General features: G+C 61.3%; 13 protein-coding genes. 7 read left to right on the plus strand and 6 right to left on the minus strand.

Features of this window, described 5'->3' with window-relative positions; all coding sequences use genetic code 11:
• The first annotated feature begins 16 nt into the window (after window positions 1-16).
• On the plus strand, window positions 17-1,243 hold the full coding sequence (locus tag JFU48_RS16205) for a winged helix-turn-helix domain-containing protein (RefSeq protein WP_201136936.1): 1,227 nt from the start codon (window positions 17-19) through the stop codon (window positions 1,241-1,243).
• A gap of 117 nt (window positions 1,244-1,360) precedes the next feature.
• Here JFU48_RS16205 and JFU48_RS16210 read toward each other — a convergent pair whose 3' ends face one another.
• Complete coding sequence (locus JFU48_RS16210) at window positions 1,361-2,707, minus strand: class II 3-deoxy-7-phosphoheptulonate synthase (RefSeq protein WP_003226774.1); 1,347 nt, start codon at window positions 2,705-2,707, stop codon at window positions 1,361-1,363.
• Between the two features lie 153 nt (window positions 2,708-2,860).
• Between JFU48_RS16210 and JFU48_RS16215 the strand changes: the two genes are divergently transcribed.
• Entirely contained in the window at window positions 2,861-3,616 is a 756-nt protein-coding gene (locus tag JFU48_RS16215) for a spermidine synthase (RefSeq protein WP_003226772.1), read from the plus strand.
• 109 nt (window positions 3,617-3,725) lie between these two features.
• Here the strand turns inward: JFU48_RS16215 and JFU48_RS16220 are convergent, their stop codons facing one another.
• Window positions 3,726-4,517 (minus strand): crotonase/enoyl-CoA hydratase family protein, encoded by a 792-nt coding sequence (locus tag JFU48_RS16220; RefSeq protein WP_201136937.1) that lies wholly within the window; start codon window positions 4,515-4,517, stop codon window positions 3,726-3,728.
• A 423-nt stretch (window positions 4,518-4,940) separates the two neighbouring features.
• Between JFU48_RS16220 and JFU48_RS16225 the strand changes: the two genes are divergently transcribed.
• Window positions 4,941-6,614, plus strand: a complete 1,674-nt coding sequence (locus JFU48_RS16225; protein ID WP_201136938.1) for a DEAD/DEAH box helicase — start codon at window positions 4,941-4,943, stop codon at window positions 6,612-6,614.
• A gap of 182 nt (window positions 6,615-6,796) precedes the next feature.
• On the opposite strand, the gene JFU48_RS16230 is transcribed toward JFU48_RS16225, so the two are convergent.
• Window positions 6,797-7,564, minus strand: a complete 768-nt coding sequence (locus JFU48_RS16230) for a DODA-type extradiol aromatic ring-opening family dioxygenase (RefSeq protein WP_201136939.1) — start codon at window positions 7,562-7,564, stop codon at window positions 6,797-6,799.
• Between the two features lie 103 nt (window positions 7,565-7,667).
• On the opposite strand from JFU48_RS16230, the gene JFU48_RS16235 reads away from it, so the two are divergent.
• Window positions 7,668-8,324: a thiopurine S-methyltransferase gene (locus JFU48_RS16235; RefSeq protein ID WP_103483825.1), complete on the plus strand. Its 657-nt coding sequence runs from the start codon at window positions 7,668-7,670 to the stop codon at window positions 8,322-8,324.
• A gap of 199 nt (window positions 8,325-8,523) precedes the next feature.
• Here JFU48_RS16235 and htpX read toward each other — a convergent pair whose 3' ends face one another.
• The gene (gene htpX / locus JFU48_RS16240) at window positions 8,524-9,411 is read right to left on the minus strand and encodes a protease HtpX (RefSeq protein WP_045122567.1); all 888 of its coding nucleotides are present in this window, start codon (window positions 9,409-9,411) and stop codon (window positions 8,524-8,526) included.
• 304 nt (window positions 9,412-9,715) lie between these two features.
• Window positions 9,716-10,927 (minus strand): pyridoxal phosphate-dependent aminotransferase, encoded by a 1,212-nt coding sequence (locus JFU48_RS16245; RefSeq protein ID WP_201136940.1) that lies wholly within the window; start codon window positions 10,925-10,927, stop codon window positions 9,716-9,718.
• A gap of 223 nt (window positions 10,928-11,150) precedes the next feature.
• Here JFU48_RS16245 and msrB point away from each other — a divergent pair, with 223 nt between their 5' ends.
• The 3 genes from msrB to JFU48_RS16260 all read left to right on the plus strand — a co-directional run bounded on the left by msrB (window position 11,151) and on the right by JFU48_RS16260 (window position 12,591).
• Window positions 11,151-11,546: a peptide-methionine (R)-S-oxide reductase MsrB gene (msrB, locus tag JFU48_RS16250; protein WP_003226759.1), complete on the plus strand. Its 396-nt coding sequence runs from the start codon at window positions 11,151-11,153 to the stop codon at window positions 11,544-11,546.
• A 101-nt stretch (window positions 11,547-11,647) separates the two neighbouring features.
• The gene (locus JFU48_RS16255; RefSeq protein WP_201136941.1) at window positions 11,648-12,133 is read left to right on the plus strand and encodes a glutathione peroxidase; all 486 of its coding nucleotides are present in this window, start codon (window positions 11,648-11,650) and stop codon (window positions 12,131-12,133) included.
• Window positions 12,130-12,591 carry a MarR family winged helix-turn-helix transcriptional regulator gene (locus JFU48_RS16260; RefSeq protein WP_201136942.1) on the plus strand — a complete coding sequence of 154 codons (462 nt, stop codon included), beginning with the start codon at window positions 12,130-12,132 and terminating at the stop codon, window positions 12,589-12,591. The genes JFU48_RS16255 and JFU48_RS16260 overlap by 4 nt, the downstream gene beginning before the upstream one ends.
• On the opposite strand, the gene JFU48_RS16265 is transcribed toward JFU48_RS16260, so the two are convergent.
• A complete protein-coding gene (locus JFU48_RS16265; protein WP_201136943.1) occupies window positions 12,575-14,896 on the minus strand; it encodes a hybrid sensor histidine kinase/response regulator in 2,322 nt (773 codons plus the stop codon). The genes JFU48_RS16260 and JFU48_RS16265 overlap by 17 nt on opposite strands.
• Window positions 14,897-14,929 lie beyond the last annotated feature (33 nt).

Below are 14,929 nucleotides of genomic sequence, written 5' to 3' on the forward strand. Positions count from 1 at the left end.
AGACAAGGAGATGTTCATGCCCGCGACTCTGGCCTTTTCCCTCAAACAGGCGCGACGTCTGGCGCTGGCTGCCCAAGGGTTCAACGGGCGCCAGCCGCTGACCGTCAAGGCGCCGCACGTCAACCGGCTGATTGAACGGCTGGGGCTATTGCAGATCGACTCCGTCAACGCGGTGGTGCGCTCGCACTACTTGCCGCTTTTTTCTCGTTTGGGTTCATATCCATCCACTCTGCTCGACCAGGCCGCCTGGAGCTCGGGGCGCCGTCGCACGCTGTTCGAATACTGGGGCCACGAAGCATCGTTGCTGCCGCTGGCGATGTATCCGTTGCTGGGTTGGCGGATGCAGCGCGCGAAACGTGGCGAGGACATCTATCAACAATTGGCGAAGTTCGGACGCGAGCAGCAAGACACGATTCGTCGGGTTATCGCAGCGGTCGAAGCGCAGGGCGCGTTGGGCGCGGGCAGCCTGTCGACCCGCGAGGACAAGGCCGGTCAGTGGTGGGACTGGAGCGCGGAAAAGCATGCGCTGGAATGGTTGTTCGCCGCCGGTGAAGTGACCGTGGCCGGGCGCCGCGGTTTTGAGCGTTTGTATGATTTGCCGGAGCGGGTCATCCCTGCGCCGATTCTGCAGCAGCCGTTGCCGGATGAAGCCGAGGGCCAGCGTGGTCTCCTGCTGCACGCGGCCCAGGCACTCGGCGTCGGCACGGAAAAGGATCTGCGCGATTACTTCCGTTTGAACCCGGCCGATGCGCGACCGCGTCTGGCGGAGCTGGTCGAGGACGGGCAGTTGCAGACCTGCGAAGTCGCCGGCTGGCGACAGATCGCCTACTGTCTGCCGCAGCCGAAAGTCCCGCGTAAAGTCATCGCCAGTGCGCTGTTGTCGCCGTTCGATTCGCTGATCTGGGAGCGCAGTCGTACCGAGCGACTGTTTGATTTCCGCTATCGGCTGGAAATTTATACGCCGCAGGACAAACGGGTCTACGGTTATTACGTGCTGCCGTTCCTGCACAACGAGCGGATTGCTGCGCGGGTCGATCTGCGCGCCGAGCGGGCGTCGGGGCGGTTGGCGGTGCATGCGGTGCACGAGGAAGAGCCGGGGCTGGATGATCAGGGGATGTTGGCGCTGGCGCTGAATTTGCGGCAGATGGCCGATTGGCTGGGGCTTGCGCGGGTGCAGCTTAATTGTCAGCGCGAGAGTGCAGGGCGATTGCGGGTGGCATTGATTGAAATCTGTAGTGACTGAGCTGGCCCCTTCGCGAGCAAGCCCGCTCCCACATTGGTTCTGCGTCGTTCACAAATCCAGTGTGGGAGCGGGCTTGCTCGCGAAGACGGCCTGCCAGACGCTAGAAACCTGACTGATTCAACGCCGAACCTGCTTCAGGGTTTCCGCAATCAAAAACGCCAGTTCCAGCGACTGATCGGCGTTCATCCGCGGGTCGCAATGGGTGTGATAACGATCCGACAGCCCGTCTTCAGTGATCGGCCGCGCACCACCGATGCACTCGGTGACATTCTGCCCGGTCATCTCGATGTGAATCCCGCCCGCGTAGCTGCCTTCGGCTTCGTGCACCTGGAAGAACTGCTTCACCTCGCCAAGTATCTGTGCGAAGTCGCGGGTCTTGTAGCCGCTGCTGGCCTTGATGGTGTTGCCGTGCATCGGGTCGGAACTCCACAGCACCTGCTTGCCCTCACGCTGCACCGCGCGAATCAGCGCCGGGAGATGATCGCCGACCTTGTTCGCGCCCATCCGCGCGATCAGGTTCAGGCGGCCCGGATCGTTGTCCGGATTGAGCACGTCGATCAGGCGGATCAGGTCGTCCGGGTTCATGCTCGGGCCGACTTTGACGCCGATCGGGTTGTTCACCCCGCGCAGGAATTCGACGTGGGCGCCGTCAAGCTGACGGGTGCGGTCGCCGATCCACAGCATGTGCGCCGAGCAATCGTAGTAATCGTTGGTCAGGCTGTCGCGACGTACGAAGGCTTCTTCGTAATTCAGCAGCAGCGCTTCGTGGGCGGTGAAGAAACTGGTTTCGCGCAGTTGCGGCGAGCTGTCCATGCCGCAGGCGCGCATGAACGCCAGGGTTTCATCGATGCGGTCGGCGAGGTGGCTGTATTTTTCGGCCAGCGCCGAGTTGGCGATGAAATCCAGGTTCCACTTGTGCACCTGATGCAGGTCGGCAAAGCCGCCTTGGGCGAAAGCGCGCAGCAGGTTCAGGGTGGCGGTGGACTGGTGATAGGACTGCAGCAGGCGCTCCGGATCCGGCACCCGGCTCTTCTCGTCGAAACCGATGCCGTTGACGATGTCGCCACGGTAGGCGGGCAGGGTCACGCCGTCGATGGTTTCGTCGTTGGCCGAGCGCGGCTTGGCGAATTGACCGGCCATGCGCCCGACCTTGACCACCGGGCAACCGGCGGCGAAGGTCATGACGATCGCCATCTGCAGCAATACTTTGAACGTGTCGCGAATCTTCGCCGCCGAGAACTCGGCAAAGCTTTCCGCGCAATCGCCGCCCTGCAACAGGAACGCCCGGCCCTGAGTCACCTCGGCAAACTGTCGGCGCAGCTCGCGTGCTTCACCGGCAAACACCAGCGGCGGATAGCTGGCCAGGGTCTGCTCGACCTGGCGCAGGTGCGCGGCGTCGGGGTATTGGGGTTGTTGCTGGATCGGCAGGGCGCGCCAGCTGTCAGGGCTCCAGGGTTGGCTCATCACAGTCTCTAATTCGGTTCTACGCTCGGGATGCCCATGGTAGCAGCAATTAGTGCGTGACCTGCTCCCGCGCCTCGTCGACAATCGCCGCTTTGCCACGGCGCCTGAGCGGCGTCATCGCGTCACCGCGCCCGGTGACCATCAGGAGACGAAATGACTGAGGAGCGCGTCGAGCTGTTGCTCGCCGAGGTACAGGATGAGTTCGGCGTGATTCGCGTGCTGGAAGTGGCCGATTACCGCTTTCTGGAATTCGGCGATGCCATCGAACAGAGCTGCGTGTTCACCGCCGATCCGAGCTGGCTCGAATACGACTACACCCGGGCGATGCTGATTGGCGCGCTGTGTCATGAGCAACCGGAGAGCGCACTGTTTCTCGGCCTCGGTGCCGGCACGCTGACCCAGGCCTGCCTCAAGTTCCTGCCGCTGGAAGACGTCGAAGCCATCGAACTGCGGCCGGACGTGCCGCGCCTGGCCATCGAGTATCTGGGGCTGGATGACGATCCGCGCTTGTACATCCGGGTCGGCGATGCGCTGGAATTGCTGCCGACGGCCGAGCCTGCGGATCTGATCTTTGTCGACCTCTACACCGACGTGGGGCCGGGTGTCGGGCATCTGGCCTGGAGTTTCCTCGGCGACTGTCAGAAGCGTCTGAATCCGGGCGGCTGGCTGGTGATCAACCAATGGGCCACCGATGATGGCAAACCGTTGGGCGCCGCATTGCTGCGCGGGCTCTATCACCGGCATTACTGGGAATTGCCGGTGAAGGAGGGCAACGTAATTCTGATTGTGCCGGCGGATCTCGATCAGGAGCTGGACCTGCAGGCGCTGACCGCCCGGGCCGAAGCGCTGGCGCCGCGGTTGGGGTATTCGTTGCAATCGTTGATCAAGGCGATTCGCCCGGCGACTTGAGTTGTCATTGATGGCCCCTTCGCGAGCAAGCCCGCTCCCACACTTGAAATGCATTCCAAATGTGGGAGCGGGCTTGCTCGCGAAGAGGGCCTGAAGAGCACCAGATTTCTCAGACCCCTTTGAAGATGCCCGGCCGCCGCTCCACCAGCGACCTGATCCCCTCCTTGGCATCCTCACTCCCCAGCAACTTCTTCACCAGCGCCGGCAACCCCTGCGCCGCCGCTGTCTCACCTTCATACCGCGCCTGGCGCGCCGACATCAGTGTCGCCTGCACCCCCAACGGTGCCTGGCGAGCAATCCGTTCGGCCAGTTCGATCGCCCGTGGCAGCAAATCCTCGCTGGCCATCACTTCCTGCACCAAGCCCAAACGCAACGCATCATGCGCATCGAACTCATCACCGGTCAGCAACCAACGCATCGCGTTGCCCCAGCCCGCCACCTGATGAAAACGTAACGTCGCGCCACCAAAGGGAAAAATCCCACGCTGCACTTCCATTTGCGCAAAGCGCGTATTGCTCGCACACAGGTTGATATCGGCAGCCAGCATCAACTCGATGCCGATGGTCAGGCAGTAACCCTGCGCGGCAACAATCACCGGTTTGCTCACTCGCGGTCCGACGAAAACACCCCAGGGGTCGCAACCGCCGGTCGGAACTTGCCAGCCTTCGGCGAGGGCGGCGCTGGCGTTGAGCAGGTCCAGGCCGGCGGTAAAGTGCTCGCCGTGCCCGAACACCACGGCCACCCGCGCCTCGCTGTCTGCCTCGAACTCACCGTAGGCCAGGCTCAGGGCATTGAGCAGATCGAGGTCGAACGCGTTGCGCTTGGCGGCTCGGTCGAGGCCGATCAAGTGGACATGACCACGACGTTCACGGCTGACGCGGCCGGGGCAGGGCTGGTTCATGGGGAGATCCTCGGGCGGGAAGGGCGGGTGCAGCGACGGTATGCCGCACATCGGTGAATCGTTTAAGCGTCATCGCCCGCAGGGCCGGGCCTTTGAAAAATAGACCTTCGCACGATTATCCGCAAAACCCCGTTACACAGCGGTGACACACCGATTCAGACGATAAAAAAAGCTCCCTTTTCGGGCAAAATCCGGTATAGTGCGCGCCGGCCTTTAACCGGGCCGCGTTTAGGTAGCGCAATTTCCCGAAGTCAGCTTCGGCTGCACGTCCGCATTGCGGGCTCTTCCCGGACGATTCTTTTTTTCATTCATTCGTTTTCGCAAATCCCCGCCGACAAAGCTGCCAGGGCGACTCTTGAGTCTCAACACGGCATGCGCAGCTTTGGAGCATGGGTCTTTGCGGATGCACTTAGAGGCAGACCCATGACCCAGGAAACCGGCGGATTCGCCGCTTTTAATCTTAACCCGAATATTCTTGCAGCCGTCGCAGCGACCGGCTACGAAGAGCCTTCGGCGATTCAGCAGCAATCGATCCCGATCATCATGGCCGGCCAGGACATGATTGGCCAGGCGCAAACCGGTACCGGTAAAACCGCCGCGTTCGCACTGCCTATTCTGCACCGCATCGATCCTGCCAAGCGCGAACCGCAAGCCCTGATCCTGGCGCCAACCCGAGAGTTGGCGCTGCAAGTAGCAACCGCTTTTGAAACCTACGCCAAGCAAATGCCTGGCGTCACCGTTGTCGCCGTTTACGGCGGCGCACCGATGGGCCCGCAACTCAAGGCTATCCGTAATGGCGCACAGATTGTTGTCGCTACTCCGGGTCGTCTGTGTGACCACTTGCGTCGCGACGAGAAAGTCCTGTCGACCGTGAACCACCTGGTTCTCGACGAAGCTGACGAAATGTTGAAACTGGGCTTCATGGATGACCTGGAAGTCATCTTCAAGGCGCTGCCATCGACCCGTCAGACCGTTTTGTTCTCGGCTACCCTGCCGCAGTCGATCCGCGCCATTGCCGAACGCCATCTGCGCGATCCGCAACACGTCAAGATCCAGACCAAGACCCAAACCGTTACCGCGATCGAACAGGCTCACCTGTTGGTTCACGCTGACCAGAAGACCTCTGCCGTTCTCAGCTTGCTGGAAGTGGAAGACTTCGACGCGTTGATCATGTTCGTGCGCACCAAGCAAGCGACCCTGGATCTGGCCAGTGCCCTCGACGCCAAAGGCTACAAAGCCGCTGCGCTGAACGGTGACATCGCCCAGAACCAGCGTGAGCGCGTCATCGACTCGCTGAAAGATGGCCGTCTGGACATCGTTGTCGCGACCGACGTAGCTGCCCGTGGTCTGGACGTTCCGCGCATCACCCACGTATTCAACGTGGACATGCCGTACGATCCGGAATCCTACGTGCACCGTATCGGCCGTACCGGCCGTGCTGGTCGCGAAGGTCGTGCGCTGCTGCTGGTGACTCCACGTGAGCGCCGCATGCTGCAAGTGATCGAGCGTGTAACCGGTCAGAAGGTTGCCGAAGTGCGTCTGCCGGACGCTCAGGCTGTTCTCGATGCACGCATCAAGAAACTGACCAACAGCCTGTCGCCGCTGGTCGCTGATGCCGAATCGACTCACGGTGATCTGCTGGATCGCCTGACCGCTGACATCGGTTGCACCCCGCGTGCCCTGGCTGCAGCCCTGCTGCGCAAGGCTACCAACGGTCAAGCGCTGAACCTGGCCGCGATCGAGAAGGAACGTCCACTGGTGCCGAACAACGCACCGCGTGGCGACCGTCCTGAGCGTTCCGGTGATCGTCCTGATCGTGGTGACCGCGAGCGTCGTGCGCCAATGCCTTTGGGCGAAGGTCGTGCCCGTTGCCGTACCGCGCTGGGTGCGCGTGACGGTATCGCCGCCAAGAACCTGCTGGGCGCCATCCTCAATGAAGGTGGTCTGGCCCGCGAAGCGATCGGTCGCATCCAGGTGCGTGACAGCTTCAGCCTCGTCGAGCTGCCGGAAGATGGTCTGGACAAACTCCTGACCAAACTGAAGGACACTCGCGTCGCTGGCAAGCAGCTGAAACTGCGTCGCTACCGCGAAGATTGATCCGCCCTCGGGCTGATTGATCGAACATAAAAAATCCCCGACTGGTTCGGGGATTTTTTTTGCCTGTCTGAAAGAGCAAAGATCGAAGATCAAAAGATCGCAGCCTGCGACAGCTCCTACACAGGGTGTACTCATTCCCCACTGTAGGAGCTGCCGAAGGCTGCGATCTTTTGATTCTGCGTTTATCCGAAGCGATAGATATCCATGCCTAACGCACCCATCGTGAATCCCCTGTGCGCCACGCTGAACTCGTCCCCCGCACCGCGTGCGAAATACAACGGCAGCAAATGCTCATCGCTCGGATGGCTGCGTACGGCGTTCGGTGCCTGCTGACGGTAATCGTGCAGCGCCGCCTCATCGTTCGCCGCCAGCTTGTCGATCATCCAGTCACGGAAGTCCCGTGCCCATGGGTCGACGCTTTCCGGTCCGGCATGCCAGTCCAGTTCGCGCAGGTTGTGGGTGATGCTGCCGGAGCCGATCAGCAAAATGCCCTGATCGCGCAGGCTTGCCAACGCGCGTCCGACACGGGTTTGCAGCGCCGGGCCGCTGCGGCTCGGCAGCGACACCTGTACCACCGGGATATCCGCCTGCGGGTACATCAGCGACAGCGGCACCCACACGCCATGATCGAACGGTCGTTGCGGATCAAGGCGTGCCGGCAGATGGGCAGCGTTCAGCAATTGGGCAACTTCGGCCGCCAGTTGCGGATCCCCCGGTGCCGGATATTGCACTTCAAACAGGGCACGGGGAAAGCCGCCGAAGTCGTGCCAGGTCTCTGGTTGCGGATTACTGCTGACCAGCAGTTCCTGACTTTCCCAGTGCGCAGAAACGATGACGATGGCTTTGGGGCGGGGCAGTTCGGCCGCCAGACGCGCCAGAGCCGGGCCACTGGCACCGGGTTCCAGGGCCAGCATGGGCGAGCCGTGGGAGATAAACAGGCTGGGAAACATGGAGAGGTTCCTGAGCGGTAAGATGGCCCATCTTCAGTCAGTTCATTGATCTAAATCTAATATAAGTTTTAACGCCTTTTGATCGATTTTTTTGGGGTGATGCATGCAGCCTGAGTTTTGGCACAAGAAGTGGGAATCCAATCAGATCGGCTTTCATCTGCCTGAGGTGAACCCGTATCTGCAGCGTCACTGGCCGCCGCTGGCTATCCCGGCCCGCGCGCGGGTGCTGGTGCCGTTGTGCGGCAAAAGCCTGGATCTGCTGTGGCTGGCAGGGCGCGGCCATCAGGTGCTCGGGGTCGAGTTGTCGCAGAAGGCCATCGAGGACTTTTTCAGCGAGCATCAGGTAACGCCGCAGGTCAGCGACAAAGGGCCGTTCAAGGTCTATCGCGCGGACTCCATCGAGCTGTGGTGCGGTGATTTCTTTGCGCTGACGGCAGACGATGTAGCGGACTGTGCTGCGTTGTACGACCGGGCAGCGCTGATCGCCTTGCCGCCCCCCATGCGTGAGCGCTATGCAGCGCACCTGCAGCAGATCCTGCCGCCGGGCGTGCAAGGGTTATTGATCACACTGGATTACGATCAGGCGCAAATGTCCGGGCCACCGTTTGCAGTAGCCGATGATGAGGTGCAGCGCTTGCTGGGTGGTGACTGGCAGGTGCGGATGCTGGAAGAGCAGGATGTGCTGGGGGAGAGCTGGAAGTTTCTGCAGGCGGGAGTGACGCGGTTGGAGGAGCGGGTGTATCGGGTTTCTGGCCGATAGGTTTTTATTGGCCGGGCTGGCCTCATCGCTGGCAAGCCAGCTCCCACAGGGATCGTCAGTGTTCTAACAATCTCGAATACACCAAAAACCACTGTGGGAGGGGGCTTGCTCCCGAAGAGGCCAGAACAGGCAATCCATAATCCCGAGTACAAAAAAGGCCCGCATCACTGCGGGCCTTTTCGTTACTGCGTCAAACCGATCAACCGCGACGACGCAACGCGTCGATACGTTCTTCCAGCGGCGGGTGGCTCATGAACATGCGGGCAAAGCCCTGTTTGATGCCACCGTTGATGCCAAAGGCATTCAGGGTGTCCGGCATGTGCACCGGCAGGCCCTGCTCGGCACGCAGACGTTGCAGTGCGCCGATCATTGCGTTGGTGCCCGCCAGACGTGCGCCGGCTTCGTCGGCACGGAATTCGCGCTTGCGCGAGAACCACATGACGATGGCGCTGGCGAGGATGCCCAGAACCAGTTCGGCGAAGATCGTTGCCACGTAGTAGGCAATGCCCTGGCCTTCTTCGTTCTTGAAGATCACCTTGTCGACGAAATTGCCGATGATCCGGGCGAAGAACATCACGAAGGTGTTCACCACGCCCTGGATCAGCGCCAGGGTGACCATGTCACCGTTGGCCACGTGACCGATTTCGTGGGCCAGCACGGCTTTCACTTCATCCGGCGAAAAGCGCTCGAGCAGGCCTTGGCTGACCGCGACCAGCGCGTCGTTCTTGTTCCAGCCGGTGGCGAACGCGTTGGCCTCGTAGGCCGGGAAAATACCGACTTCGGGCATCTTGATCCCGGCTTCGCGGGACAGTTGCTCGACGGTTTGCAGCAGCCATTGCTCATGCCGGGTGCGTGGCTGGGTGATGATCTGGGTGCTGGTACTCATCTTCGCCATCCACTTGGAGATGAACAGCGAGAACAGCGAACCGGCGAAACCAAAGACCGCACAGAAAACCAGCAGCTGACTGAGGTTGAGATCAACCCCGTTGGCCGCCATGAACCCGTTGAAGCCGAACAGGCTCAGGGTGATGCTGGCTATCAGCACGACCGCCAGGTTAGTGGCCAAAAACAGCAGGATGCGCATCATGGTTGTAGAAATCTCCTCAAGCTAAAGATGTAGCGTACTGCGGGGTATATAAGGTGCGGCACCGGGTGATTCAACCGAGTGACTATTTCAAACTGTGTCCTACAGCGGATTCCTGGGTCTGCAGGTCGTTGCCCACGACCGAAACCGAAAGGGCTGACAGGCGGCCGCCACCCGCCGCCATTACGTCAGGCGCGTGTAAGCCATATCAATCGCAAGTGTAGAAGGCGCAGTGAGGCGGGGAGGGCAGAAGTGTTGCTGAATCAGACAGCGCGCAACGCAGGACACGTTGCGCACTGTCGACCGGTTACTGGCGGTAGGACTTGAGGAAGTTGCCGATGCGGCCGATGGCCATTTCCAGATCATCGACACGGGGCAGGGTCACCACGCGGAAGTGATCCGGCCACGGCCAGTTGAAGGCCGTGCCTTGCACCACCAGCAGCTTCTCGGAGAGCAGCAGGTCGAGGACGAATTTCTCGTCGTTGTGGATCGGGCAGACTTTCGGGTCGATCCGCGGGAACGCATACAGCGCGCCCATCGGTTTGACGCAGCTGACGCCCGGAATGTCGTTGAGCAACTCCCAGGTGCGGTTGCGCTGCTCCAGCAGGCGACCTTGCGGCAGCACCAGATCGTTGATGCTCTGATAGCCGCCCAGGGCGGTCTGGATTGCATGCTGGCTCGGTACGTTGGCACACAGGCGCATGTTGGCCAGCATGTCGATGCCTTCAATGTAGCTCTGGGCATTGTGTTTCGGCCCGGAGATGGCGATCCAGCCGGAGCGGAAACCCGCCACGCGGTAGGATTTCGACAGACCGTTGAAGGTCAGGCACAGCAGGTCCGGCGCCAGCGAAGCGGCGCAGATGTGCACGGCATCGTCATACAGGATCTTGTCGTAGATCTCGTCGGAGAACACCACCAGGTTGTGCGCGCGGGCGATTTCCAGCATGCCCAGCAGCACTTCCTTCGAATACACCGCGCCGGTCGGGTTGTTTGGGTTGATGATCACCATCGCTTTGGTGTTCGGGGTGATCTTGGCCTTGATGTCGGCCAGATCAGGGAACCAGTCGGCCCCCTCGTCGCACAGGTAGTGCACGGCATTACCGCCGGCCAGGCTCACGGCGGCGGTCCACAGCGGGTAGTCCGGGGCCGGCACCAGCACTTCGTCGCCGTTGTTGAGCAGTGCCTGCAGCGACATCACGATCAGCTCGGACACGCCGTTGCCCAGGTAGATGTCTTCGATGCCGACACCTTCGACATTTTTTTGCTGGTAGTACTGCATCACCGCTTTACGTGCGCTGAACAGGCCTTTGGAGTCACTGTAGCCCTGGGCCGTCGGCAGGTTGCGGATCACATCCTGGAGAATTTCGTCCGGCGCCTCGAAACCAAACGGTGCCGGGTTGCCGATGTTCAGCTTGAGGATGCGCTGGCCTTCCTCTTCCAGACGTTTGGCGTGCTTGAGCACCGGGCCGCGAATGTCGTAGCAGACGTTGGCGAGCTTGTTCGATTTGCTGAACTGCATGGCGATGTGATCCCGAAAATGAACGATCCAGACGGCGAATGGCCAACCGTACTGGGATTCCTGCGTCTTCGCACAGGCGGAGTCTTGCGCCGTGGCGCCGAGAATCCGTTTGAATGCGCCCGGTCTGGCTGCCAGACTGGCGTGTGACGAGGCGCAATCATACGTGCCACCCGATCCGTGGAAAAGGTACAGATCGGGCTTTTTCAGCCGCTGAGGTGTGATGATGGAAAAGTTGGAAAAAACCCTGGAAGAATGGCGTGCGATGCTCGACCCCGAGCAGTACAACGTGTGCCGGCTCAGTGCGACCGAACGGCCGTTCTCCGGCAAATACAACGCCACCAAGACTGACGGCGTCTATCACTGCGTCTGCTGCAACGAGCCGCTGTTCGACTCCACGACCAAATTCGATTCCGGCTGCGGCTGGCCGAGCTTCTACGCGCCGATCGGCGAAAGCGCCATGACCGAAATCCGCGATACCAGCCACGGCATGATCCGCACCGAGGTCAAATGCGCCCGCTGCGATGCGCATCTGGGCCACGTGTTCCCCGATGGTCCGCCACCGACCGGCCTGCGTTATTGCATCAACTCGGTGTGCCTGAATCTCGAGCCGCGCGAGTAATCGAACGGGCGACCTGCGGGTCGCCTTTCGGATAATTAAATTGCACACAATTTAATTGCTCGCTATGTTTGGCCTTTGCCGATAACCCGTGGAGCCGTCTCATGAGCGACAACCTGCTGAATATCCCTGTCACCACCATCAAGGGTGAGCAAAAGACCCTGTCCGATTTCGCCGGCAAGGCCGTTCTGGTGGTCAATACCGCCAGCAAATGCGGCTTCACCCCGCAATACAAAGGCCTGGAAGAGCTGTGGCAGACCTACAAGGATCAGGGCCTGGTGGTGCTGGGGTTTCCGTGCAATCAGTTCGGCAAGCAGGAGCCGGGCAACGAGGGCGCGATCAGCGAGTTCTGTGAGCTGAACTACGGCGTGAGTTTCCCGCTGTTCAAGAAGATCGACGTCAACGGTTCTGATGCGCATCCACTGTTCGTACAGTTGAAAAAGCGCGCTCCGGGTCTGCTCGGCTCCGAGGGCATCAAGTGGAACTTCACCAAGTTCCTGATCGGCAAGGATGGGCAACTGGTCAAGCGTTTCGCCCCGACCACCAAGCCGCAGGACATGAGCGGCGAGATCGAAGCCCTGCTCAAATGAACAGCCTGCCCGACGATTCGCTGAAGCTCGACAGTCAGTTGTGCTTCAAGTTGTATGCCGCGTCCCGGGCGGTGATTCGCGCTTACAAGCCGATGCTCGATCAGCTTGGCCTGACGTACCCGCAGTACCTGGCGATGCTGGTGCTGTGGGAGTGGCAGGACAAAGCGCCGGAGCAACCGACGGTCAAGGCCTTGGGCGAGCGGCTGGCGCTGGACTCCGGCACCCTGACGCCGTTGCTCAAGCGTCTTGAGCAATTGCAGTGGGTGCAGCGCCAGCGTTCGGCGCGCGACGAGCGTGAAGTGCATCTGAGCCTGACCACCCAAGGTCAGTCGCTGCGCGAGCAGGTCGGGCCACTCAAGGCCCGGTTGTTGTGCGACAGCGGGGTGGATCTCGATCGACTCAACGATTTGCGCAACGGCCTCGATCACCTGTTGGGGCAGATCAAAGCACTGACGTAGTCGGAATCCACTGGTCGAGCACCGCCGCCAGCTCTTCGCGGCGGAACGGCTTGGCCAGGTAATCGCTCATGCCGGCCGCACGGCAGCGTTCGCGTTCTTCGGACATGGCGTTGGCGGTCAGTGCGACGATCGGCAGGTGTGGCCAGCGCCCGCTCTGGCGGATCTGCCGGCTCGCTTCGTAGCCGTCCATCACCGGCATGTTGCAGTCCATCAGCACCAGATCGAATTCATCGTGCTCCAGTTGATCGAGCGCCTCGGCGCCGTGAGCGGCGACCACCACATCGCAACCGAGCTTGCCGAGCATGCCCTTGGCCACCAACTGGTTGACCGGATTGTCCTCCACCAGCAGTACCCGTCCGCGCCGTTGTACGGGCACGCTCTCGAGGCGCGCATCGTTGATCGTGGTGATGTCGGCCAGCAGAATGCGCCGCAGGATCTGATACAGCGCGTTGCGCGCCAGCGGTCGGGCCTGTTGCTGCAATGGCGCCAGCGCTGCGGCTTCTTCGCTGGGCATGAAGCTGCCATAAGCGGTCACCACCAGGATCGGCGTGCTGAGCGTCGGGCGCAGGCTGAACAGGCATTCCGGGCAGTCGGTGATCACCAGGTCGGGAGACAGGCCCAGCAGCGGATCGTCCATGGTGCGCTGTTCATAGGTCACGCCCCACACTGGCAACAGCGTCTTGAGCAGTTCCGCCAGGCCGCTGCTGGCAGCGGTGATCGCCAGAACCTTGCCCTGCAACGGCGGCGGCATCACCGCCCGGGTGTGGCACGGCAACGGCAGGTCGGCACAGAACTGACTGCCGAAACCGGCCTCGGAACTGATGGTCAATCGGCCTTGCATGGCTTCACACAGATTGTAGGTCAGCGCCAGGCCGAGGCCGGTGCCGCCGTACTGGCGGGTGATGCCGGCACCGGCCTGGGTGAACGGCTGGAAGATCTTCACCTGGGCTTCCTGGGCGATGCCGATGCCGGTGTCGCAGACCTCGATGCGCACCCCGTCGTTATGCGCTGACAGACGCACATCGACCCGGCCGAACCGGGTGAACTTCAGGGCATTGGACAGCAGGTTGCTGACAATCTGCCGTACCCGGGTTGGATCCCCCAGCACCAGCGCGGGGAAGTGCGGGTCGATCAGGCACGTCAGTTCGACGCTGGGTGCCGCGTTCTGCGACAGCAGGTTGGCGGTGTCCTCGATCAGCGAGCCGAGGTCGAACGGGATGTGTTCCAGCTCCAGTTGCCCCGCATCGAACTTGGACAGGTCGAGAATATCGTTGAGCAGTTCCACCAGCACCTTGCCCGAGTCGTGGGCAATCGACAGCTGTTGCTGCTGCTCGGCATTCAGTGGCCCGTCGAGGGACAGGGCGATCATCCCCAGCAGGCCGTTGAGCGGGGTGCGGATCTCGTGGCTCATGTTGGCAAGGAATGCCGAGCGCGCTTCGGCCATGTCCAGTGCGGTGCTGCGGGCCACCTCCAGTTCCTCGTTGGACTGGCTGAGCCGGGTGTTGATGGCCTTGAGCTCGGCGGTACGGGCCGAGACGATGTGTTCCAGTTGTCCGAGGTAATCGGTCAGGCGGTTTTCGGCGTTGCGGCGTTGCTGGATTTCCGTGGCGATGTTGTCGAACTGCTGGTTGGCGACTTTGACCAGCACGCCGATCTCGTCGTTGGCGTGGCCGGCCGGGCATTCCAGAGTCGTCGGTTCTGCGCTGCGTGCGTCGCGCGCGCTGAGCTCACGGATCAGACGCACCAGTGGCTTGGTCAGCATCACATAGAACAGCGCCAGCAGGATGCCGGTGAGGATCAGGCTGCGCGCAAAACCGTTGAGCAGGGTGACTTCGGCGCGGCGCAGGAACCGGCTGCCGAACGCGTAGGTGTCGACTTCCAGACTCAGCGTGCCCAGCGATTCGTTGGGCAGGTGGTCGAGGTACAGGCGGTCTTCGAACTGGCGTTTGGCGCCGAACAGGAAATCGCTGATCACCCGATAACCGCTTTGCAGTTCCGGGCGTTTGACGTTGGCCAGGACGTTACCGTTGTTGTCGGTCATTTGCGCCGAGATGATCGCCGGCGAACGCAACAGGCCCAGGGTCAGTTCCTGCGCCAGTTCCGCGTCGATGTTGTAGGCGATGCGCGATGCCGGATTGTGGCTGATTTCCAGCAAAGACAGGATTTCACGGTTGATGGAGGCGTCTTCACTGGCATAATCGATGCCGATTTGCAGCAGGCTGAGCAGCGTGCCCAGAATGAACCCGACCAGCACAGTGAATCTGGCTTGCTTGTAAGACAGCCGGTGGGTGAATTTGATATCCATAGGGTGTTGAACCACTTCCGTTTCCCTTCGCTG

The organism is Pseudomonas sp. TH49, from assembly GCF_016650625.1.
In the GTDB taxonomy this organism is placed as follows: domain Bacteria; phylum Pseudomonadota; class Gammaproteobacteria; order Pseudomonadales; family Pseudomonadaceae; genus Aquipseudomonas; species Aquipseudomonas fluorescens_H.